The 21,741-nt window shown below is 71.7% G+C and carries 21 protein-coding genes; 15 read left to right on the plus strand and 6 right to left on the minus strand.

Going from position 1 to position 21,741, the window contains the following annotated elements; all coding sequences use genetic code 11:
- Positions 1 to 33: 33 nt before the first annotated feature.
- Positions 34 to 1,077: a glycosyltransferase family 9 protein gene (locus tag ACIPJ2_RS10115; protein ID WP_402728712.1), complete on the minus strand. Its 1,044-nt coding sequence runs from the start codon at positions 1,075 to 1,077 to the stop codon at positions 34 to 36.
- Positions 1,078 to 1,100: 23 nt separating this feature from the next.
- Positions 1,101 to 1,649 (minus strand): D-glycero-alpha-D-manno-heptose-1,7-bisphosphate 7-phosphatase, encoded by a 549-nt coding sequence (locus ACIPJ2_RS10120; RefSeq protein ID WP_402728713.1) that lies wholly within the window; start codon positions 1,647 to 1,649, stop codon positions 1,101 to 1,103.
- Between the two features lie 99 nt (positions 1,650 to 1,748).
- Between ACIPJ2_RS10120 and ACIPJ2_RS10125 the strand changes: the two genes are divergently transcribed.
- The 3 genes from ACIPJ2_RS10125 to ACIPJ2_RS10135 all read left to right on the plus strand — a co-directional run bounded on the left by ACIPJ2_RS10125 (position 1,749) and on the right by ACIPJ2_RS10135 (position 4,245).
- Positions 1,749 to 2,729 carry a glycosyltransferase family 9 protein gene (locus ACIPJ2_RS10125; RefSeq protein WP_402728714.1) on the plus strand — a complete coding sequence of 327 codons (981 nt, stop codon included), beginning with the start codon at positions 1,749 to 1,751 and terminating at the stop codon, positions 2,727 to 2,729.
- A gap of 47 nt (positions 2,730 to 2,776) precedes the next feature.
- Positions 2,777 to 3,133 carry a PRC-barrel domain-containing protein gene (locus tag ACIPJ2_RS10130; protein ID WP_281264536.1) on the plus strand — a complete coding sequence of 119 codons (357 nt, stop codon included), beginning with the start codon at positions 2,777 to 2,779 and terminating at the stop codon, positions 3,131 to 3,133.
- A 110-nt stretch (positions 3,134 to 3,243) separates the two neighbouring features.
- A complete protein-coding gene (locus tag ACIPJ2_RS10135; RefSeq protein ID WP_402728715.1) occupies positions 3,244 to 4,245 on the plus strand; it encodes an SGNH/GDSL hydrolase family protein in 1,002 nt (333 codons plus the stop codon).
- Positions 4,246 to 4,249: 4 nt separating this feature from the next.
- Here ACIPJ2_RS10135 and ACIPJ2_RS10140 read toward each other — a convergent pair whose 3' ends face one another.
- Together ACIPJ2_RS10140 and ACIPJ2_RS10145 are read right to left on the minus strand one after the other, a co-directional pair.
- Positions 4,250 to 5,110 (minus strand): universal stress protein, encoded by an 861-nt coding sequence (locus ACIPJ2_RS10140; protein ID WP_402728716.1) that lies wholly within the window; start codon positions 5,108 to 5,110, stop codon positions 4,250 to 4,252.
- Between the two features lie 61 nt (positions 5,111 to 5,171).
- Positions 5,172 to 6,038, minus strand: a complete 867-nt coding sequence (locus tag ACIPJ2_RS10145; RefSeq protein WP_402728717.1) for an alpha/beta fold hydrolase — start codon at positions 6,036 to 6,038, stop codon at positions 5,172 to 5,174.
- Positions 6,039 to 6,060: 22 nt separating this feature from the next.
- On the opposite strand from ACIPJ2_RS10145, the gene ACIPJ2_RS10150 reads away from it, so the two are divergent.
- Positions 6,061 to 6,534, plus strand: a complete 474-nt coding sequence (locus ACIPJ2_RS10150) for an NUDIX domain-containing protein (RefSeq protein WP_402728718.1) — start codon at positions 6,061 to 6,063, stop codon at positions 6,532 to 6,534.
- Positions 6,535 to 6,638: 104 nt separating this feature from the next.
- Complete coding sequence (locus tag ACIPJ2_RS10155; RefSeq protein ID WP_402728719.1) at positions 6,639 to 8,690, plus strand: carboxypeptidase regulatory-like domain-containing protein; 2,052 nt, start codon at positions 6,639 to 6,641, stop codon at positions 8,688 to 8,690.
- A gap of 112 nt (positions 8,691 to 8,802) precedes the next feature.
- On the opposite strand, the gene ACIPJ2_RS10160 is transcribed toward ACIPJ2_RS10155, so the two are convergent.
- Together ACIPJ2_RS10160 and ACIPJ2_RS10165 are read right to left on the minus strand one after the other, a co-directional pair.
- Complete coding sequence (locus ACIPJ2_RS10160; protein ID WP_402728720.1) at positions 8,803 to 10,161, minus strand: MFS transporter; 1,359 nt, start codon at positions 10,159 to 10,161, stop codon at positions 8,803 to 8,805.
- Between the two features lie 231 nt (positions 10,162 to 10,392).
- Positions 10,393 to 11,262 carry a hypothetical protein gene (locus tag ACIPJ2_RS10165; RefSeq protein WP_402728721.1) on the minus strand — a complete coding sequence of 290 codons (870 nt, stop codon included), beginning with the start codon at positions 11,260 to 11,262 and terminating at the stop codon, positions 10,393 to 10,395.
- A 93-nt stretch (positions 11,263 to 11,355) separates the two neighbouring features.
- Here ACIPJ2_RS10165 and ACIPJ2_RS10170 point away from each other — a divergent pair, with 93 nt between their 5' ends.
- The 10 genes from ACIPJ2_RS10170 (at position 11,356) to ACIPJ2_RS10215 (ending at position 21,741) form a co-directional block, all read left to right on the plus strand.
- Entirely contained in the window at positions 11,356 to 11,550 is a 195-nt protein-coding gene (locus ACIPJ2_RS10170; protein WP_402728722.1) for a hypothetical protein, read from the plus strand.
- Between the two features lie 456 nt (positions 11,551 to 12,006).
- On the plus strand, positions 12,007 to 12,492 hold the full coding sequence (gene ybaK, locus ACIPJ2_RS10175; protein ID WP_402728723.1) for a Cys-tRNA(Pro) deacylase: 486 nt from the start codon (positions 12,007 to 12,009) through the stop codon (positions 12,490 to 12,492).
- Positions 12,493 to 12,623: 131 nt separating this feature from the next.
- Positions 12,624 to 15,227 (plus strand): ATP-dependent Clp protease ATP-binding subunit, encoded by a 2,604-nt coding sequence (locus ACIPJ2_RS10180; protein WP_402728724.1) that lies wholly within the window; start codon positions 12,624 to 12,626, stop codon positions 15,225 to 15,227.
- Between the two features lie 602 nt (positions 15,228 to 15,829).
- Complete coding sequence (locus ACIPJ2_RS10185; RefSeq protein WP_402728725.1) at positions 15,830 to 16,063, plus strand: hypothetical protein; 234 nt, start codon at positions 15,830 to 15,832, stop codon at positions 16,061 to 16,063.
- A gap of 60 nt (positions 16,064 to 16,123) precedes the next feature.
- Complete coding sequence (locus ACIPJ2_RS10190; protein WP_281264548.1) at positions 16,124 to 16,666, plus strand: adenine phosphoribosyltransferase; 543 nt, start codon at positions 16,124 to 16,126, stop codon at positions 16,664 to 16,666.
- 154 nt (positions 16,667 to 16,820) lie between these two features.
- Positions 16,821 to 18,743 carry a threonine--tRNA ligase gene (gene thrS, locus ACIPJ2_RS10195; protein ID WP_402728982.1) on the plus strand — a complete coding sequence of 641 codons (1,923 nt, stop codon included), beginning with the start codon at positions 16,821 to 16,823 and terminating at the stop codon, positions 18,741 to 18,743.
- Positions 18,743 to 19,315 carry an HIT family protein gene (locus tag ACIPJ2_RS10200; protein WP_402728726.1) on the plus strand — a complete coding sequence of 191 codons (573 nt, stop codon included), beginning with the start codon at positions 18,743 to 18,745 and terminating at the stop codon, positions 19,313 to 19,315. The genes thrS and ACIPJ2_RS10200 overlap by 1 nt, the downstream gene beginning before the upstream one ends.
- 13 nt (positions 19,316 to 19,328) lie before the next feature.
- Positions 19,329 to 20,255 carry a pyridoxal 5'-phosphate synthase lyase subunit PdxS gene (pdxS, locus tag ACIPJ2_RS10205; RefSeq protein WP_281264550.1) on the plus strand — a complete coding sequence of 309 codons (927 nt, stop codon included), beginning with the start codon at positions 19,329 to 19,331 and terminating at the stop codon, positions 20,253 to 20,255.
- 4 nt (positions 20,256 to 20,259) lie between these two features.
- Positions 20,260 to 20,856 carry a pyridoxal 5'-phosphate synthase glutaminase subunit PdxT gene (gene pdxT, locus ACIPJ2_RS10210; protein WP_402728727.1) on the plus strand — a complete coding sequence of 199 codons (597 nt, stop codon included), beginning with the start codon at positions 20,260 to 20,262 and terminating at the stop codon, positions 20,854 to 20,856.
- 114 nt (positions 20,857 to 20,970) lie between these two features.
- The gene (locus ACIPJ2_RS10215; RefSeq protein WP_402728728.1) at positions 20,971 to 21,741 is read left to right on the plus strand and encodes a YebC/PmpR family DNA-binding transcriptional regulator; all 771 of its coding nucleotides are present in this window, start codon (positions 20,971 to 20,973) and stop codon (positions 21,739 to 21,741) included.

The following is a 21,741-nucleotide window of genomic DNA, read 5'->3' on the forward strand; positions in this document are numbered from 1 at the left end:
TCCACGGAGCGCAGCGAAGAGCCCGCAGCCCCGTCAGCCCAGCGCAGCGAGCAGCCGGTCGTGCGCCGCCAGCACGTCCGACACCGTCACCGAGGTCAGGCACGGGTGTCCCGGCACCGGACACTCCCGCGCACGGCTCAGCCGGCACGCCGCCGTCTGGTCCCCGAGCACCTCGACGTGCGGCCCGGCGGGCGCCCACTTCACCGCTGGCACCACCGGCGAGAACAGGCTGACGATCGGTACCCCCACCGCAGCGGCCAGGTGCGCCGGCCCGGTGTTGCCCACGACCACGACCTCCGCCCCGGCCAGCACCGCGGCGAGCTCGCCGGGGCTCGTCCGTCCGCCGAGGTCCAGGACGGGGGAGTCGTACCCCGCCCCGCCGGCGGCGACCTCCGCGGTGAGCGCCCGTTCACTCGGCGACCCGGTGACGACCACCGGGGTCCCGCGTGCCGCGTACGCGGCGACGAGCGCGCGGTGGTGACCTACGGGCCACGAACGCGCCGGGACGCTCGCTCCCGGGTGGACGACGACGTAACGGCCCAGGCCGAGCACGTCCGGAGGTGCGACGGCGTCGTGACGCACCGCGAGCCTCCCGTCGTCGTCCGGCGGCAGCCGGAACCCGGCAGCCGCCGCGATCCGCAGGGCGCGCTCCGGCTCGGGGAGGTCCTCTGGCAGGTCCTCTCCCGGCCGCAGCCGCACGTCGAGCAGGGTGCCGGGGTGGTCGACCGACGCGCCGGTGATCCTGGCGACGCCGGCCAGTCGGAGCAGGACGGCGAGGGGGAGCGGCGACTGGTGGAACGAGGTGAGCACGACGGCTTCGTCGACGTCGGCCTCGTCGACGAGCCGGCGGAAGGACGCGAGTGCGTCGTCGTCGAGGGCACCTGGGGTCTCGGTGACCCACGGTGCCGCCCAGACCCTGATGGCGTCGATCCCCGGCAGCAGCTCGGCGGCCGGTGCGCCCTGGGGCCCGCAGAGCATCGTGACGTGCGACGCCCCGGCGGCGACGGCACGGACGGCGGGTCCTGCGACGAGCACGTCACCGAACGAGTCGAGCCGCGCCACGAGGACGCGGGTCACGGGCGCCCCACCACCAGCGCGGGTCACGGGCGTTCGACCGCGTGCGCGAGCACGAGCGCCACCGCCTCCGCGAGGTCGACGGCCACGGTCGGTGCCGCGGCGATCTCCTCCGGACGGGTCGAGCGCGTCGGTACGAGGATCGACTGTGCACCGGCGGCGGCAGCGGCGCCGACGTCCGCACCGATGTCACCGATGACGACCAGCTCCTCGGCGGAGACCCCGAGCGCCTCGGACGCCCGCAGGACCAGCCCTGGGCGGGGCTTCCGGCACGCGCAGTCGTCGTCGGGGCCGTGCGGGCAGACGCACCACACCGCGAAGGGCCCGACGAGCTCGTCGACGCGGGCGTTCGTGGCGTCGACCTCGGCGCGGGTGGCCCCGCCCCTGGCGATCACGGACTGGTTCGTCACGACGCCGACGCGGAGACCTGCCGCTCGGGCGCGCTGCACGGCGACTCGCGCACCCGGGACGGGGACGACGCGGTGCGGGTCGGCGTTGTAGGGCACGTCGATGACGAGGGTGTCGTCCCGGTCGAACAGGATCCCGCCGACGGGGCGGTCCACAGAGAGGGCCATGCCCAGAGTTCTACGCACCGGGTGCCGCGTGCGCGGGCAGGAAGGCCGCAGAGCGCGTCCTGGGGAGCCCGTCGGCCACGTTCGGCTACCGTCCCGCTCGTGACCGCTCTCGATCGCCTGCCCCCGTCCGACGGCCGACCGGAACTCGTCGTGCTCCGCGCGATCAAGCTCGGCGACCTCCTCGTCGCCGTCCCGGCCCTCCACGCTCTGCGCCGCGCGTTCCCCGATCACCGCATCAGCCTCGCGACGACGGCGTGGCTGGCGCCGCTCGTCGAGCTGATCCCGTCCGTCGACGTGCACCTCGCGCAGCAGGGGTTCGACCACCCGATCGGGGTGCCCTCCGGCGTGACCGACGTGGCCGTCAACCTCCACGGCGCCGGTCCGGAGTCCGAGGACCTCGTCGCCGCGCTCGGCGCGCGCCGGGTCCTCCACCACGGCGCCGGCGGACCGACGTGGGACACCGGCATCGTCAACGAACGCGAGCGGTGGACCGCACTCCTCCGTGCGTACGACCTCCACGCGGACGCCGACGACGTCGCGATCGACCGCCCGGACGATCCCCCCGTCGTCGACGGGGCAGCCGTGGTGCACGTCGGTGCGTTCCACGGCGCCCGGCACTGGCCGGTCGACCGCTTCGCCGAGGTGGTGCGCGGACTGCGCGAGCGCGGACACGACGTCGTCCTGACGGGAGGCCCGGCTGACGTCGAGCGCGCCACCGCGGTCGCGGAGGGGGCCGGCCTGCCGCCGGGGGCGGTGCTGGTCGGCGTCCTCGACCTCCGTGCGTTCGCCGCGGTGGTCGCCGCGGCACGCGTCGTCGTCACGGTGGACACCGGGGCGGCCCACCTCGCATCGGCGTACGGCATCCCCTCGGTCGTGCTCTTCGGACCGGCACCGCCCGAGAGCTGGGGGCCGCCGGCATCCGGACCGCACGTCGTGCTGACGGACGCGTCGGTCCGTCGCGGCGAGGTGTTCTCCGAGGAACCCGATCCGGCGATCCTCGCCGTGCACGCGGCCGACGTGCTCGCAGCGGTCGACGGGCTCGGCGTCCGGGGCCGGGCGGACGCGGGCGCCGACCGGTAGCGTCGAGGAGCGGTGCCGGAACGACCGGCGACCGCGGAGGGAGCACCGTGTTCGAAGCGGCCAACATCCGGGACTGGATCGGCCTGCCGGTCGTCGACGAGGGCGACGACCGCGTCGGGACGCTCGAGAGCATCTACTACGACACCGCGACCTCGGAACCCGCGTTCGGCGCCGTGCAGACCGGCCTCGTCGGCTTCCAGAAGCTCGTCTTCGTCCCGCTCACCGGTGCGACCGTCACCCCGAAGCACCTGCACGTCACGTTCGCGAAGAAGCTCATCAAGGACGCCCCGTCGATCCCCACCGACGGCGAGCTCGACGCGGCGACCGAGCCGGAGCTGTACTCGCACTACGGACTCGAGCACCGCACGGGCAGCAACGGCGAACGGCGACTCGGCCGACGCTGAGGACGCCCGGCTAGCCTGGCTCCCTCCGTCCGACCCCACGCACACCCGAGGGACCCGCCCTGCTCCGTTCCGTCCGTTCGACGCTGGTCGCCGCACTGGCGGTGTTCGTCGTGCTCGCAGCCGGATCGATCGCCGCGCCCTCCGCGTCGGCGGCGCCGCTCTGGCCCGTGCCGCAGCCGTACCGTTCGTCGGCCGAGCCGCCGGAGCGCCTCGCGAACCTGCCGGTCGGCAGCGAGTACGTCGCGCTGGGCGACTCGTACTCGGCGGGCTACGGGCTCGGCGACCCGACCGGGCTGCCGACGACCGCGTGCGGGCAGTCCGCCCAGGACTACCCGCACCGGATCGCCGCCCGCTTCGGCCTCGCACTGCACGACGTCACGTGCGGCGGTGCCACCAGCGCCGACGTCCTCGGCGGGCACCAGTTCCGGGGTGTGCCGCCGCAGATCGAGGCGCTGTCGTCGGACACGCGGCTCGTGACGCTGACCATCGGCGGGAACGACGCCGACCTCTTCGGCACCGCGGCGTCGTGCTTGGCGCTCTCGGCGAAGGGCCCGGTCTTCTCCGGCCGTGACGCCCCGTCCTGCCGGAGCACCCTGGTCCGCGACGGCGTGGACCAGCTCGGCACGAAGATCCAGGCGCGGGTGTCACTGGGCATCGCGAACACCCTCGCGGCGATCAGGAACGCGGCGCCGAACGCCGAGATCGTGTTCCTCGGGTACCCGGCGATCTTCCCCGACGCCGACCACACCCCGGCGAAGGGGTGCTTCCGGTCGGCGCTCGACATCGGGACGCTCACCGGGTCCTTCCCGACGAACTCGTACCCGTTCACGAACACCGACGTCCGCTACCTGCACGGCGTCCAAGAGGAACTGAACGACGTCGCCCGGTCGGCTGCTGCCGCGGCGGGCGTCCGCTACGTCGACGTGTTCGCGTCGACGCAGGCGCGCTCGGCCTGCGCCACGAAGCGGCCGTACGTCTCCGGGGTCACGCTCGACTCCACCAACGGGCTCCGGCGGATCGACCTGGAGCCGGGCGCACTGCACCCGAACACGGCGGGCGTCGCGTACCTGGCGCGTCGGGCGGAGGCTGCGATCCGCGACCAGCTCGGCTGAGCGGTCAGCCGATCGCCTCGGCCGCCGCGGCGGTCACCGCTGCGGCCTCGTGCGCCGACGGCGGGACGACGCACACCGGCGACACCGTCCCGTGCAGCACGTCGCGCAGCACCGACCCCGACAGCACCCGGACGTGCCCCCGCCCGAGCACGACCAGTGACGCGTGCCTGGTGTGCGCGGCGATCGCCCGACCCGGCCGACCCTCGACCAGGAGCGACCGCAACCGGACGTCCGGGTACCGCCCCGCGATCTCCGTCGACGCCCGCGCGAGCAACGCCTTGTTCTGCAGCCGCCAGCGGTCGGGGTCCTCGGCGAAGTCGGTCAGGCCGGTCCTGGTGAGCACGGGCATCTCCCACGCCCGGAGCAGGGTCAGCCGACGGTTCGTGCGGCGGGCCTCGTCGACGGCGATCGCGACCGCGCGTTCGTCGAGCGGATCCTCCACCGCGAGGACGACGTCCCCGTCGATCGGGTGCGGCCCGTCCGGCACGACGACGGTCGGCACCGCCGCGCGTCCGGCGACGCGCGCGGCCTCGCCCCCGACCGTGGACCCGCGCCGGCTCCGGAACGTGCCGATCACGAGCAAGTCCGTCGTGTCCGACTCGGTGAGGAGCGCAGCGGCGGCCGGTCCGGCGTGCCGGACGACCTCGACATCGACGCCGGGCAGCGCGCTCCTGGTCTCGTCCGCGACGTGCTCCGCGACCCGTTTGCCGTCCGTACCGACGCGGCCTTCGAGCGCCGGATCGACACCGACGACCCGGACCTGCCGGATCCCGGTCCCTGCTCGCGCCGCGATCCACCTGACGGCCTCGTCGTGCGGATGTGCCGCATCCGCCGCGAGCGTGACGCTCGTCCACTGCTCGTCCATCCCGATCGACCTCCTCATCGGGGCCAGCGCGGGGCGTCGGTCGGCGCTCCTGGCGCTGAAACTACTCCCGGCCGGCGCGGAGCAACCAGTCCATCGCCTGCGGGAGTGCCGTGAGGACGGACACGTGCCCGAGGCCCGACCGTTCGTGCAGGGTCGCGTCCGGCAGGCCGGCCGCGAGCATCCGGCCGTGCGCGACCGGGACGACCCGGTCGTCGACGCCCTGTTCGACGAGCGCCGGCACCCGCACGTCGGCGAGGGCGAAGCCCCAGTCCGTCACGAACGCCACGTCGTCGTCGGCACCGCCCTGGAGGCTCGTGGGGGCCGCCGCCTGTGCGTCCTGACCCAGCGCGGCCCACTCCCCGTCCAGGGCCGCCCAGTCGGCGTCGGTGAACTGCGCGGGGTCGAACCCGGCCGTCTCCGCCCAGGCGAGCCGAGCCTCCCGTCCGGCCTGCGCGCTGCGCAGGCCGCCGTCGTCGGCCATGCCGTCCCACCAGGCGGCGTCGTCGACGAAAGGGGCTGGTGCGGCGAACGTTGCGACGGCGGTGACGCGGCCCGGGAGCAGCGCGGCTGCGGCGAGGGCGTGCGGGCCGCCGCCGGAACCGCCGACGACCGCGACGCGGTCGATGCCGAGCGCGTCGAGCACCTGCGCGAGGTCCCGGGCGCCGTCGGCGACCGTCCTGCCCGGCAGCGGGTCGGCGCCGCCGAAGCCGGGGCGGGTGACGGCGACCAGCCGGATGCCGCGGTCCGTTGCCGCGCGGCGGAGCGGTTCGAGGTGCGCGCCGGTGTGCGGCGTCTCGTGGTGCCAGACGACGGTCGGCGCGTCGGGGCGCGCACCGGTGCCGTCCGCGGTGTCGTCGACCAGGACGGTCCGGTCGTCGTCGAGCCGGACCGGGCGCAGGCCGTCTCCCTGCTGGGTGCTTCGCTGCATGGCGCGAGCGTAGCCTCGCACCGTGGTGCGGAGTGCGGGACTGCTGCTGTACCGGACCGGTGCGTCCGGGGTGCTCGAGGTGTTCGTCGCGCACATGGGCGGCCCGTTCTGGCGTCGGCGCGAACGTGCGTGGTCGATCCCGAAGGGCGAGTACGGCGACGACGAGGCGCCGCGCGATGCCGCGCTCCGGGAGTTCGCGGAGGAGATCGGGGTGGGGGCACCGACGGAGGACCTCGTCGACCTCGGCGAGTTCCGACAGGCGTCCGGGAAGCGTGTGACGGTGTTCGCCGGGCACGCCCCGTCGTTCGCCGTGGACGCGGTGCACTCGAACACGGTGCGGCTCGAGCTCCCGCGCGGATCGGGGCGGTTCGTCGAGGTGCCCGAGGTCGACGACGCCCGCTGGGTGCCGATCGAGGCCGCTCGCTCCATGCTCGTCGCGGGGCAGGTCGCGGCGCTCTCGGCGCTCTCGACGCTCGCGGACGTGGTGCGGGAGTGACGGGTGCGGTGTCACGACCGGATCTCGATCTGGCCCGAACGGGGGGTTGCTGGATAGCCTGAGCGGGCATCGAGGTCGGTCGGTGCGCGAACAGGGGAGTACGCATGCGCCGTTGGCGGATGGTGGCAGCCGGGTTGACCGGGATCGTCCTCGCGACGGGGTTGGCCCTCGGGGGTGCGACGAGCGCGTCGGCGTTGCCAGCTCAGCACTGGGGTGCGTTCACCTTGAGCGGCACCGGCAAGGCGTACACGGGGACGATGACGATGCCCGGGTTCCCGGCGACGACGTTCACGTCGAACTCGCGCCAGTCGACCGTGATCAGCGGTGCGTCGACGTGGCAGTCGGCGGCGACCGGGCCGGGGCAGCTCTACGGGTCAAGCCGTGGCAACACGTACATGAACCAGCGCCCGAACGCGGATTCCCCGAACGCCACGTCCGCCTCGGTGACCACGTACACCTTTGCCGACCCGACGCCGGCCGGCAGCTGGTCGTTCGTGCTCGGCGACATCGATGCCGACCAGGCGACGATCACCGCGACGGTACAGGGCGGCGGCGCGGCGACGCCAGCGCAGCTCGGCTTCCAGCCTTCCGCCGGAACCACGGATCGTGGCTACAACTCGTGCTCGGCGGCGGTCACCGGAGGGTGGTCCTGCACACCGGACCCCGATGGCACCACGGGGCAGGACGTCCCGACGTGGAATGCCACGAGCGGCACGCTGACCGGGAACGCCGGCGCCACGGACACCGCGGGAGCGACCGCGTGGTTCACCCCGACCGTCCCGCTCGAGACCTTGACGATCTCCTACCAGCAGCGCAGCGGATTCCCCGTCTACCAGACCTGGTTCGCCTCGCGGACGGCCGCGATCGCCGGCACCGCCACGCTCGACGGCACGCCGCTGCCCGGGTCGACGGTCACGGTCACCGCCCCACGCGGCACGACCTACACGACGACGACGGACGCCGACGGCAACTACGCGTTCCCGAACCTGCCGGTGATCGGCGGGTACACAGTCGAGATCACCCCTCCGTCCGGCGCATCGGGCACTGCGACCGTGACCGGCGTGAGCCTGGCGCCCGGCGGCACCCCTGCTGACCAGGACGTCGACTTCTCGTTCACCGCGCCGGACGGCACCGTGTCGGTCATCGGCACCGTCGTCGACGACGCCGGGAACCCCGCGGCGAACGTGCCGGTCGTGATCACCGACCCGAACACCCCGGAAACCCCACTGTCGACGACGACCAACAGCGACGGTGTCTACACCGGTTCCGGTCTCACGCCCGACACCGACGTCTCCGTCACCGTCGACGGAGCCGATCCCGTCGTCATCCGCACGGGCGAAGAGGGGGCAGCCCCGGTCGAGCCGGAGCCGATCACAGCACCGGCCGACGCGCTCGTGGCCATCACCGGGACCGTCACCCTCGACGGTGCGGCGGTCCCCGCGGGCACGGTCGTGGACCTGCTCGACGCCGACGGCAACGTGCTCGTGTCGACCACCACCGGTGCGGACGGGAAGTACACGATCGACACCGTCCCGGGTGCGTACACGGTGCGCTCGGCCGTGCCGGCTGACGGAGCCACGGGCGGCGGCGACGTCGCGGTCGACACGACGGCTGGCCCGGCGACAGCGGACTTCGCGTTCGCGAGCCCGGTCGCCCCGGTGCCGCAGACCGTCGACCAGCCGGGTACCGTCACCGACACGAACGGCGCCCCGGTCAGCGGCGTCGACGTCGTCGCGACCCCAACCGACCCCGAGGTCGGCGCCCCGGTCACGACAACGACCGGCGCCGACGGCAGGTTCACGCTGCCCGGGCTGCAGCCGGAGACCGAGTACACGATCGTGGTCGACGGCGGTGACCCGCAGACGGTCACCACCCCGGCGACCGGCGCGGGGACCCCGCTGGCGTTCGTCGTCCCGGCGGCCGTCACGCCCACGCCGACCCCGACCCCGACGACTCCGCCGGTGTCCGGTGGTGGCAGCGGCACGACGCCGGTGTCCTCGACGGGTGGCTCGTCGTCCACCGGTGCCCTCGCCTACACGGGCGCTGACCTCACTCCGGGGCTGATCGCAGCCGGCGTGCTCGTGCTCCTCGGAGCCGGGCTGCTCACCTTCCGAGCAGCTCGCAACCGCCGCCGCGCGGAGCACCTGCAGGACTGACCCGCCCGGCGCCCAGCGAACCCCGAAACGGACACAGCACCGCGTATTTCCGCGGTGCTGTGTCCGTTTTCCGGTGCTGTGCGCCGCCCGGCACCGCGCCGCCGCGTCAGCGTCAGCGCTGCGTCCGCGTCGTCCCGGTGATCGTCGCGACGGACCCCGTCATCGTCTGGATCGCCCGGCTGATGGTCGGCATCGAGGTGGTGACGACCCCGAGCGACGACGTGATCGCCTCGATCGACGAGGTCGACAGGTGCTCCTGGTGCGTCGTCCGCAGCGGGAAGCCCCGACGAGCAGCGACGACGACCCCGAGCGACCCGAGCAGCACGACGGCTCCGGCGAACGGCATCGTCTGCATGCCCGTGAGCCCGAGCACCTGCCCGCCGATGGCCGCACCGCCGGCGATGCCGATGTTCGACGCCCCGTTGACGAGCGCCCCCGCGATGTCGGGGGAGACGCCCCCTGTGCGGATCGCAGCCGCCATGAACAGCGTCCCCGTCGTGCCGTTCGCAGCCATCCAGACGCCGGCGACGATCATCGTGCCGATGAGCGAACCGTGGACGAACGGCAGTGCGACGAAGGCGGCTGCCATCGTGGCCACCGCGGCGATGAGCGTCTGCCGGGGTGCCTTGTCGACGAACATGCCGGCGAGCCAGAGCCCGATCACCCCGGTGCCGCCGAGGACCAGCAGCGCCCCGCTCACGAGGCCCGAGGCGAGCCCGGCGTCGATCGCGTACGGCCCGATGTACGTGTAGACGATGTAGTGCCCCGCGAAGAGCAGCAGGTCGGCCACGACGACGGCGAGCAGCCCGCTGCGCGCCCATGCCTTGGGCGACCCGATGTGCGGCGAGGACGTGCCGCGGACACCGGGCAGGAACGCCAGGGCCACGACGGCCAGGATCGCCGCACAGACCGCGACGGCACCGACCGCCGGACGCCACCCGATCGACTCGCCGACACCGGTCGCGAGGGGCACGCCGATGACGAAGCCCAGCGAGCTGCCGGAGTAGACGAACGCGATGGCACGGCCGGCGAGCCGCGGTGGCACGATGCGCGTGGCGTACGCCGACGCGACCGAGAAGAACAGCGCGTGTGCGATGCCACCGACGACCCGGCCGGCACAGACGATCGCGAAGGACGGCGCGAGCGCGATCATCAGGTTGGAGACGGTGTACCCGACGAGCGTCGACACGAGCACGGTCTTCCTCGGCATCCGCGCGGTGAGCGACGTCAGCGGGAGTGCCAGCAGCGCCACCGCGGTCGCGTAGACGGTGATGACGATGCCCATGGTGGACTCGGTGACGCCGAGGTCCTTGCTCATGGTGCCGAGCAGCCCGACGGGCATGAGCTCGGTCGTGATCGCGAAGAACGTGGCGAGGCCGAGGACGGCGATGCCGACGACGGCCTTCGAGGTCAGGACGGACGTCGAGACCGTGGACGTGGTCGTGCTGATGGACGCTGTGCTGGTGGACACGGTGCTGACCTCCTCAAGGCGTGGCGGAGCGCGCGACGGGGATGTCACGTCGGCGACACCACGACCGGGTCGGTCGGGCAGTGCGCGCTCGCGGGTTGTGGGTGTGTTGGTTGGTCACTCCACGGCGAGTGCGATCCATCCAGTGTTGCACGATGAACCGGACCTGGCGAGGGCCCTTGCCGAGAATGTCCTAGGAGCGCTCCAACGCAGGAGCCGCGCGGGCATTCCCGATCAGTACTCGTTCGTCACGAGCCCCTGGACGCCGCCACCCGAGAGGTTGACCGTGAGCGTCCCGCTGAGCGACGACGCCGAGAGCGACACCGACCCGTGCAACGCGTCCTCCCGCGGGTAGCAGGCGGTCGTGGCCTGCAGCCGGTCCGCCGTCGCCACCAGGCAGATCGTGGACCGGTCGGATCCGACGCCCGCCCAGACGTTCCACGGTGTCGCCGAGTCGTCGCCGCTCAGCGACCGGTTCGTGAACACGAGTCGGGTCGTGTGCAGGCTCACCGGCACCTCGAACGAGCCCGGCAGCTGGTCCGCGTACGTCTGCGGCGCGTCGAGGAGCTGCTCGAGGGTCACCGTCCCCGCGGTCGGGGTCACCGACGGGGACGCCGGCATGTCCGGACGCGTGGTCCCCACCACGAGTCCGGTCCCGAACGCGACGACGACCGCCGCGGCGACGCCGCCGGCGATCCACGGTCGGGCACGCCGCCCGGAGAACACCCGCCGCACGCGCGCCCAGACCGTCGACGGTTGCGCCGTGGTCTCGTCGTCCGCACCGGACCGGCGGTCCGGCTCGGTCGATCGGTCGACCTCGGCCTGGAGGCCCGGCTCACCCTGGTCGATCGACCGCTCGTCCGGCACGGGGTCGGGTCTCGGCGCCGTGGCCGGCTCGGGCACAGGCCCTGCGGCAGGTACGCGGATGGCCTCCGCTGCCGTGGGCTCGCGGCGGACGGTGGTCGAGCGTCGCTGCGCCCGTCGATCGAGGTCCGCGAGCGCGATGCGCGCCTTCGCGGCCTCCGCCTCGGTCGACCCCGCACCCCACGCCACACGTTCCAGGCGCGCTCGGGCGTCCCTGGTGTCGTCGCCGTCGTCGGCCATGCGTGCTCCCGGAGTCCGGCCGCTGCTCTCCCGTTCATCGTTGCACTCCGCAGCGCGCCGCGCTCGCCCAGTTCGGGGGAGTAGTCCTGGCCCATGAACTCATCCCGTGAACCCGACCCCGAGATCGTCGAACCCGTCAGCCGCGACACGCAGTCCGGCGAGGCCGACTACGTCGCCACGAACCCCGGTGGCAGTGGCACGGAGCGCCACGTCCCGCTCCCAGAGGAGGAGCAGGGCCGCGGCACCGAGTACGACCCAGTCGACCAGGGCCCTCAGCACGAGGGCTGACCCCCCACATCCCGCCGCCCCGGCCCCCAACCCCATCGAGTGCGCACTCGTGGCGACCCGATCCCACTCGCGCCCGCCACTTCCGCGCCTTCGATCCAGCCCCCCCCCGGGTCCCAACCCGATCGAGTGCGCACTCCTGGCGGCCCGAGCCCGGTCACGCTGACCGTTTCCGCGCACTCGATCCAGTCCCGGCGCCCAACCCCATCGAGTGCGCACTCGTGGCGACCCGAACCCAGTCGCCTCGACTGTTCCGCGCACTCGATCCGGCTCCCGGAGCCCGAAGCGATCGAGTGCGCAGTCGTGGCCGCCACCGGATCCCTCGTGCCACCCTTTCCACGCATTCGACCCGTGTACCCGGCCTGGAACACTGCTGCGCACTCCACCGAGGCGCACGAGGTTCGGCGCAACCCCGCGTGCCGCCGACGGCATGCGTCCCGCGCGGGGGAGGATCACGGCATGAGCGTTGCATCCCCGAGCACCCCTGCCACGCTCGCGCTGGAGCGGGCAGGCGTCCCGTTCACCCCGCACGTGTACGAGCACCACGAGACCGCGACGAACTTCGGCGAAGAGGCGGCCGCCGCGCTCGGCCTCCGTGAGGAGCAGGTCTTCAAGACGCTGATCGTCTCCGTCGACGGGGCCCTGGCGGTCGCGATCGTCCCGGTCGCGAACCGTCTCGACCTCAAGGCCATCGCCGCAGCGGTCGGGGGCAAGAAGGCCACGCTCGCCGATCCTGCCCTCGCCGAGAAGCGCACCGGCTACGTCGTCGGCGGGATCAGCCCCGTCGGCCAGCGCTCCCGGATCCGTACCGTGCTCGACGAGTCGGCGACCGAGTACGCGACGATCTTCGTGTCCGGCGGCCGTCGGGGCTTCGACATCGAGATCGCCCCGAGCGACCTGCTCGCGGTCACCGAGGCCACGACCGCTGCGATCGCCCGCACCTGAGTCCGGACCTGAGTGCGGCCCTGACTCTGGACCTGAGTCAGTTCGCCGCAAGTTTCTCGTACGACCGGGAATGACCCGGCACCTCCTGCGTTGCATTGAGTCAAAGGCAGTCAAGTTCCCAGGAGGTCCCGTTGCCAGAGACGTTCGGCCCGACCGGCGGCAGTGACTCGTTCGACGAGTTCCTCGCCCGCCTGCTCGCGGCGCAGACCGACGGTGACACCCAGCGCTACCGTTCGCTGGGACGCCCCGTCGACATCACGCGACTGCTCAGCCGTCGCACCCACGAGCTGCTCCAGCACACCGCCGAGTTCGCGGTGGCGCAGGGACAGCGCGAGATCGACGCACTGCACATCCTGCACGTGCTCGTCCGCACCCAGCCCTTCGACGCCGTGATCCGCTCCGGTGGCGTCGACCCCGAACGCCTGGCCGAGGAGATCGAGCAGCGACTCCCCGCCCCGTCCGACGTCCGCGTCGACGGGCGCCCGGCGTTGACCCCGTCCGCGCAGCGCATCCTCGTGGAGGCGACGCAGGCCGCGCGGGGGTTCGGGAGCACCTACACCGACCCCGAGCACGTCTTCTTCGCGCTCGTGATGGACCAGGAGACCGTCACCGGCCAGCTCCTCGCGAGCGCCGGCGTGACGCCCCAGGTCATGCAGTCCTACGCACAACAGGCCGCAGAGGCGGCTCGAGAGGGGCGTCCCATGCCGGGAACGACCGAGGCGGACCAGCAGGAGCAGTCGGACACCCCGACGCTCGACCAGTTCGGCACCGATCTGACCGAGCGCGCTCGTGACGGCCGCATCGACCCCGTGGTCGGGCGTGCGGAGGAGATCGAGCAGACCGTCGAGATCCTGCTCCGTCGCACCAAGAACAACCCCGTGCTGATCGGCGAGCCCGGCGTCGGCAAGACCGCCATCGTCGAGGGACTCGCACAGCGCATCGCCGACGGTGACGTCCCCGCCCTGCTCCACGGCAAGCGCGTCGTCTCCCTCGACCTCGCCGGCATGCTCTCCGGCACCCGCTACCGCGGTGACTTCGAGGAGCGCCTCACGAAGGCGATGGACGAGATCGCGGCGCACGCCGACGAGCTCATCGTCTTCGTGGACGAGCTCCACACCGTCGTCGGTGCCGGTGGTGGCGGCGAGGGCGGCTCGATGGACGCCGGCAACATCCTCAAGCCCCGCCTCGCCCGCGGTGACCTGCACATGGTCGGCGCGACGACGTTGAACGAGTACCGACGGATCGAGAAGGACGCCGCACTCGAGCGTCGCTTCCAGCCCGTCACGGTGGGGGAGCCGAGCGTCGAGGACGCCGTCGCGATCCTGACCGGCCTCGCCCCGCGCTACGCCGAGCACCACGGTGTCACCTACACCGACGACGCCCTCCGCGCCGCGGTCGAGCTGTCGCACCGGTACGTCACCGACCGGCACCTGCCCGACAAGGCCATCGACCTCATCGACCAGGCCGGCGCACGCCGGCGGCTCGCCCGTTCGGGCGAGGTCGACGTCGAGGCCCTCCGCGACCAGCTCGCCGAACTGCTGGCGGACAAGGACCGCGCAGTCGCCGAGGAGCTGTACGAGGAGGCGTCGCGCCTGCGCGACCAGACGGTCGAACTGGAGGCCCGGATCACCGCCGCCTCGTCGGCGGACGTCAGCCGTGCCTCCCGTCCGGGAGCCGCTGAACAGGACCGGGTGACCGGCGAGATCACGGAAGCGGACATCGCTGCCGTGGTGAGCCGCGCCACCGGGATCCCGGCCACCCGGCTGACGCAGGGCGACCGGACGCGGCTCGCCGCGCTCGAGTCCGAGCTGCACGAACGCGTGGTCGGCCAGGACGACGCGGTCCGCGCGATCGCCACGGCGGTCCGCCGCAACCGGACCGGCATGGGCGACCCGCGCCGACCGGTGGGCAGCTTCCTGTTCCTCGGGCCGACCGGCGTCGGCAAGACCGAGCTGGCGAAGTCGCTCGCGGCGTCGCTGTTCGGCGACGAGTCGGCGATGCTCCGCTTCGACATGAGCGAGTTCGGCGAGCGGCACACCGTCTCCCGACTGGTCGGCGCCCCTCCCGGGTACGTCGGCTACGACGAGGCCGGTCAGCTCACCGAGCGCGTCCGTCGCAACCCGTACTCGGTCGTCCTGCTGGACGAGGTCGAGAAGGCGCACCCGGACGTGTTCAACCTGCTCCTGCAGGTGCTCGACGACGGTCGCCTGACCGACGGACAGGGCCGGACGGTCGACTTCCGGAACACGGTGGTCATCATGACGTCGAACATCGGGTCCGAGTTCCTCGCGTCGCGCTCCGGTGCGCTCGGGTTCTCGGCGTCGGCGGACGGCGGCTACTCGGACGACGACCTGCGGAACCGGGTGATGGGCAAGCTCCGCGAGGCCATGCGCCCCGAGTTCATCAACCGCATCGACGACATCGTGCTGTTCCGCAAGCTCGACCGTGCGCAGCTGCACGCGATCGTCTCCCTGCTCGTCTCGGAGACCGCGATGCGACTCATCGCGCAGGACATGGTGCTGTCGGTGTCCGACGAGGCGGTCGACTGGCTCGCCGAGCACGGGTACGAGCCGGAGTACGGCGCCCGCCCACTGCGCCGGCTGATCCAGCGCGAGGTCGACGACCGCATCGCGTCGCTCGTGGTCGACGGTGCCGTGCAGGCCGGTGACACGGTCCGCGTGACCGTCGGCGAGGACGGCCTGGTCGTGCGCGCGCAGGCAGTGGTCGGCGTCTAGTCCAGCTCGATCCCGAACGCCCCGGAACCGCATCGGTTCCGGGGCGTTCGTCGTGTTCGGGAATGCAATTCTCCTTTCTTCCGATTTCTGCTTGCGCTCCTGCCGGGAATGTGGATAGTGTTCTCACGCCGCGAACGATCTGGTCGCGGCACCCAGACCTCGTGCCGAAAGGGGGCCGACATGTTCACCAACACCATCACCACGCAGACGCCGTTCCGTGCAGTCCGTGGGATCACCGGCGCCCCGCTCGCCGGGTCCCGCTGACGCGGAACGTCCGCCACACGCCTGATCTCCGCACCCCTTCGGTGTGCGCGCTGAGCACCGCTCGCGCAGGGATCATCCGGGGCTGACCGGCCGCCGTCGGTGCTCGCCGGACCGCCGCATCGCGGTCACGGTCCGGCGCACGACGACGACCGGGAATGCCGTCGGGAATGTCGGTGGTGGCTGCGACGATTTCCGTGTCACGACGTTCTCCTGACCGATTCCGGGTCATTCGGTGCGAATGCATCCATTCCGGGTCCGGTCCATTCCCCACGCCCGGCATGGGGTGATTCGCCATGCCCGCTTCTTGTTCAACATTTCTTCATCGAACGGTGACCACGATGTCAACGAAGTCCGTCCTCCGTCCCCCCGAAGCGCTCGACGCGTCCCGCACGGTCTCGCTGACCGATCGGGTCGCGCTGCGCATCGGGATGGCACTCATCATCTGGAGCCGCCGCACCCGTCGTGTCCGGCCCTCGATCGACCCCGCACTGCGCGTGCAGCTCGAGCGCGAACGCGCCGAGCGTGAAGCCCAGTGGCTGATGCTCGGTGCCGGCATGCGCGTGTGGCGCTGACGACGAACGCCCGGCACCCCGTGTGCCGGGCGTTCGTCGTCGAACCCGTACCGTTGTCGGGTGACCGAAACCGCTGCTGCCCTCGTCGAACGACTCACCGCCATCGTCCCGGACTTCCCGAAGCCGGGGATCCTGTTCCGTGACGTGACGCCGGTGTTCTCCGATGCCGTGGCGTTCGGCCGGGTCTGCGAAGCCCTCGCAGCCCCGTTCGCGATCGGCGCCGGGTTCGACGCCGTCGCGGGCATCGAAGCACGCGGGTTCGCACTCGCCGGCGGGATCGCTGCGCAGCACCAGGTCGGCGTGCTGACGATCCGGAAGGCGGGCAAGCTCCCCGGCGAGGTCCTCAGTGAGCAGTACGCGCTCGAGTACGGCGAGGCCGAGCTCGAGCTCCGTCCGGGTCAGCTCCCGGCCGGTACGCGCGTGCTCGTGGTGGACGACGTCCTCGCGACCGGCGGGACCGCGGACGCCACGATCACGCTGCTGGAACGTGCCGGATACCAGGCCATCGGGTTCGCGGCGCTGCTCGAACTCGACGGGCTCGCGGGCCGGGAGCGCATCGAACCGCGCCTGCCCGTGACGACGCTCGGGATGGTCCCGGCGTGACCGCCCTCGCGCACTAGTCTTGATCCACCCCATCCAACCGAGGAGTCCCATCATCGTGACCGAGTCAGTCGCACCCGAGCCCGCAGAGCTTCCCCAGGCACCCGAGCCCCGGACCGCGACGACGACCACGACGGGCACCGAGCTCTTCGACGGCGTGCGCGGGATCGTCGCGATCCGCGTCGCCGGCGTCCTCAAGGACCTCGCCGCGGACGTGCAGGCGGGGGAGACCGCCGAGCCGGTCACCCTCGACGAGCAGGACGGCCTCGACATCCTGCGCCACTCCGCCGCACACGTCCTCGCGCAGGCGGTGCAGCAGATCAACCCCGACGCCAAGCTCGGCATCGGCCCGCCCGTCACCGACGGCTTCTACTACGACTTCGACGTCGCCGAGCCGTTCACGCCCGAGGACCTCAAGGCCATCGAGAAGGGCATGGACCGCATCGTCAAGCAGGCCCAGCGCTTCCGTCGCCGGGTCGTGACCGACGACGAAGCCCGCGAGCTGATGGCAGGGGAGCCCTACAAGCAGGAGCTCATCGGTCTGAAGGGCGCCGCGGCCGACGGCGACTCCGGCGAGAGCGTCGAGGTCGGCGCCGGTGAACTCACCGTCTACGAGAACGTCGACCCGAAATCCGGGGACGTCGTCTGGCAGGACCTCTGCCGCGGCCCGCACGTCCCGCACACCCGGTGGATCGGCAACGCCGCCAAACTGATGCGCGTCGCCGCCGCCTACTGGCGCGGCTCCGAGAAGAACCCGCAGCTGCAGCGCATCTACGGCACCGCGTGGCCGGACAAGGACCAGCTCAAGGCGTACCTCGTGCGTCTGGAGGAAGCGGCCAAGCGCGACCACCGCAAGCTCGGTGCCGAGCTCGACCTGTTCTCGTTCCCGGACGAGATCGGCTCGGGCCTGGTGATCTTCCACCCGAAGGGCGGCATCATCCGCCGCGAGATGGAGGACTACTCGCGTCGTCGGCACGAGGAGAACGGCTACTCGTTCGTCTACACGCCACACATCACCAAGGGCGACCTGTTCGAGCAGTCGGGGCACCTCGGCTGGTACAAGGACGGCATGTTCCCGCCCATGCACATGGACCAGGCGGTGGACGAGGACGGCAACGTCACCCGCCAGGGCGCCGACTACTACCTCAAGCCGATGAACTGCCCGATGCACATCCTGGCGTACCGCTCGCAGGCACGGTCCTACCGCGACCTGCCCCTGCGGATGTTCGAGTTCGGCACGGTCTACCGCAACGAGAAGTCCGGCGTCATCCACGGCCTCACCCGGGTCCGCGGCATGACCCAGGACGACGCCCACATCTTCACCACCAAGGAGAAGATGAAGGAGGAGCTGACCACCACCCTCCAGTTCGTCCTCTCGCTGCTGCGCGACTACGGCCTCGACGACTTCTACCTCGAGCTCTCCACGAAGGACCCGGCGAAGTACGTCGGCGACGACGACGTCTGGGAAGAGGCGACGAACACCCTGCGCGAGGTCGCCGAGGAGTCCGGGCTCGAGCTCGTGCCGGACCCCGCCGGTGCGGCGTTCTACGGCCCGAAGATCTCCGTCCAGGCCCGCGACGCCATCGGTCGCACCTGGCAGATGTCGACCGTGCAGCTCGACTTCAACCTGCCGGAACGCTTCGGCATCGAGTACGCGGCAGCCGACGGCACCCGTCAGCGTCCCGTGATGATCCACCGCGCCCTGTTCGGCTCGATCGAGCGGTTCTTCGGCGTGCTGACCGAGCACTACGCCGGCGCGTTCCCGGCGTGGCTGTCCCCGGTGCAGGTGGTGGGCATCCCCGTCGCCGAGGAGTACGCCGACTACCTCGACGAGGTGATCGCGAAGCTCCGTTCGCACGGCGTCCGCGCCGAGGTCGACCACTCGGACGACCGCATGCAGAAGAAGATCCGCACGCACACCAAGGCGAAGGTGCCGTTCCAGCTCATCGCGGGCGGCGACGACCGCGACGCCGGTGCGGTGAGCTTCCGGTTCCGCGACGGTCGCCAGGACAACGGCGTGCCCGTGGACGAGGCGGTCGAGCGCATCCTCACGGCGATCCGCGAGCGCGCTCAGGTCTGATGTCGGCAGAGCAGGACGAGCCGCTGGTCATCCGGGACGCCGCCACCCAGGCGGCCGTCCCGGATGCCTTCCAGCGCCTCTGGAACCCGCATCGGATGGCGTACATCGACGCCGGTCGCGAGGGCGAGGGCCGCGGGCACAAGGACGACTGCCCGTTCTGCGAAGCACCGCGGAAGTCCGACGATGACGCGCTCATCGTCGCGCGGGGCGAGCACGCCTACGTCCTGCTCAACCTGTACCCGTACAACAACGGGCACCTGCTCGTCTGCCCCTACCGCCACACGCCCCTCTACGACGAGGCCACCCCCGAAGAACTCCGGGAGATCGGCGAGCTGACGCAGACCGCGATGCGGGTCCTCCGGCAGGTCTCGCACTGCGACGGCTTCAACATCGGCATGAACCAGGGCGAGGTCGCCGGGGCGGGCGTCGCCGGGCACCTGCACCAGCACATCGTCCCGCGGTGGGAGTCCGACTCGAACTTCTTCCCGATCATCGCCCGCACCAAGTCGATGTCCCAGATGCTCGGGGACACCCGCCGGCTCGTCGCGGAAGCGTGGCCCGCGCAGCACTAGACTGATCGCCATCATGAGCGACAGCACCAGTACCCCCGGCCAGGACCCCATCGGCACGTCCATCACCGGCTCCTCACGCGTCAAGCGCGGCCTCGCGGAGATGCTCAAGGGCGGCGTCATCATGGATGTCGTCGACGCCGAGCAGGCCCGCATCGCGGAAGAAGCCGGCGCGACCGCGGTCATGGCCCTCGAGCGCGTCCCCGCCGACATCCGCGCGCAGGGCGGCGTCGCCCGCATGTCCGACCCCTCGATGATCGAGGAGATCATCGCAGCGGTGTCGATCCCGGTCATGGCGAAGGCCCGCATCGGCCACTTCGTCGAGGCGCAGGTGCTGCAGGAGCTCGGCGTCGACTACATCGACGAGTCCGAAGTGCTGTCGCCGGCCGACTACGTCAACCACATCGACAAGTGGAAGTTCACGACCCCGTTCGTCTGCGGTGCCACCAACCTCGGCGAGGCGCTCCGCCGCATCACCGAGGGCGCGGCGATGATCCGCTCCAAGGGCGAAGCCGGCACCGGTGACGTCTCCGAGGCGACCAAGCACATCCGCACCATCTCGAAGGAGATCGCGGCGCTGCGGAACCTCCGCCCCGACGAGCTGTACGTCGCGGCGAAGGAGCTGCAGGCCCCGATCGACGTCGTGCAGGAAGTCGCCGAGACCGGCAAGCTCCCCGTCGTCCTCTTCACCGCAGGTGGCGTCGCGACCCCGGCGGACGCCGCGATGATGATGCAGCTCGGCGCCGACGGCGTCTTCGTCGGCTCCGGCATCTTCAAGTCCGGGGACCCGGCCGCCCGTGCTGCCGCGATCGTCAAGGCGACCACCTTCCACGACGACCCCAAGGTCATCGCCGAGGTGTCCCGCGGTCTCGGTGAGGCGATGGTCGGCATCAACGTCGCCGACGTCCCCGCGCCCCACCGCCTCGCCGAGCGTGGCTGGTAGCCCCATGGGTGGTGCAGCGCCCCGCATCGGGGTGCTCGCACTGCAGGGCGACTTCCGCGAGCACATCGTCTCGCTGACCGAGCTCGGTGCCGACGTGGTGCCACTCCGCCGCCCGGAGGAGATCGACGGCCTGCACGGCGTCGTGATCCCCGGCGGCGAATCCGGGGTGATGGACAAGCTGTCGCGGATCTTCGGTCTCGCCGAGCCGCTGTCCGCTGCCATCCGGAACGGCCTGCCGACGTACGGCACGTGCGCGGGCATGATCATGCTGAGCGCCCGGATCACGAACGCGACCGCCGGGCAGCAGACGCTCGACGTGCTCGACACGACGGTCCGCCGGAACGCCTTCGGCAACCAGAACGACTCGTTCGAGATCGACATCCCGATGCCCGACCTCGGCGAGGCGCCGGTGCACGCGGTGTTCATCCGTGCACCGGTGGTGGAGCAGCACGGTGCCGGAGTCCAGGTCCTCGGTGCGCTGCCGGACGGCCGCGCGGTCGCCGTGCAGCAGGGCAACGTCCTCGCGAGCGCCTTCCACCCGGAGGTCACGGGCGAGGACCGCTTCCACCGACGCTTCCTGGACCTCGTCCGCTCCGCCTGACCCGCTCGGAACCGCCGCCTGACCCGCTCGGGACCGCCGCCTGCGCGCCGGGCCCGCACCGAGCCTCCAGATCGCTACACTGATCTGGACTTTCCGCAAGACGCAAGGAGAACCGTGTCCGGGCATTCCAAGTGGGCAACGACGAAGCACAAGAAGGCCGTCATCGACCAGCGACGTGCTAAGTCGTTCGCGAAGCTCATCAAGAACATCGAGGTCGCCGCGAAGATGGGCGGCGCCGACATGTCGGGCAACCCGACCCTGGTCGACGCCGTGCAGAAGGCGAAGAAGACCTCGGTCCCCAACGACAACATCGACCGCGCGATCAAGCGCGGTGCCGGGCTCACCGGTGAGTCCATCGAGTACACGACGATCATGTACGAGGGCTACGCCCCGAACGGCGTCGCGATGCTCATCGAGTGCCTCACGGACAACAAGAACCGTGCAGCGGCCGAGGTCCGGACCGCCATGTCCCGCAACGGCGGCACCATGGCCGATCCGGGCAGCGTCGCGTACAACTTCTCGCGCAAGGGCGTCATCTCCGTCTCGAAGGTGGACGGCCTGTCCGAGGACGACGTGATGACCGCGGTGCTCGACGCCGGTGTCGAGGACGTCATCGACCAGGGCGGCGGCTTCGAGGTCTACACCTCGGCGACCGACCTGGTCGCGGCCCGCACCGCGCTGCAGGACGCCGGCATCGACTACGACTCCGCCGACGCCGAGTTCGTCCCCGGCCTGAAGGTCCCGGTCGACGCCGAGACGGCCCGCAAGGTGTTCCGCCTCATCGACGCACTCGAGGACTCCGACGACGTCCAGAACGTCTACGCGAACTTCGACATCCCCGCCGACGTCCAGGCCGAGCTCGACCAGGACGAGGACGAGGACTGA

Source organism: Curtobacterium sp. NPDC090217 (genome assembly GCF_044746705.1).
Lineage (GTDB): Bacteria > Actinomycetota > Actinomycetes > Actinomycetales > Microbacteriaceae > Curtobacterium.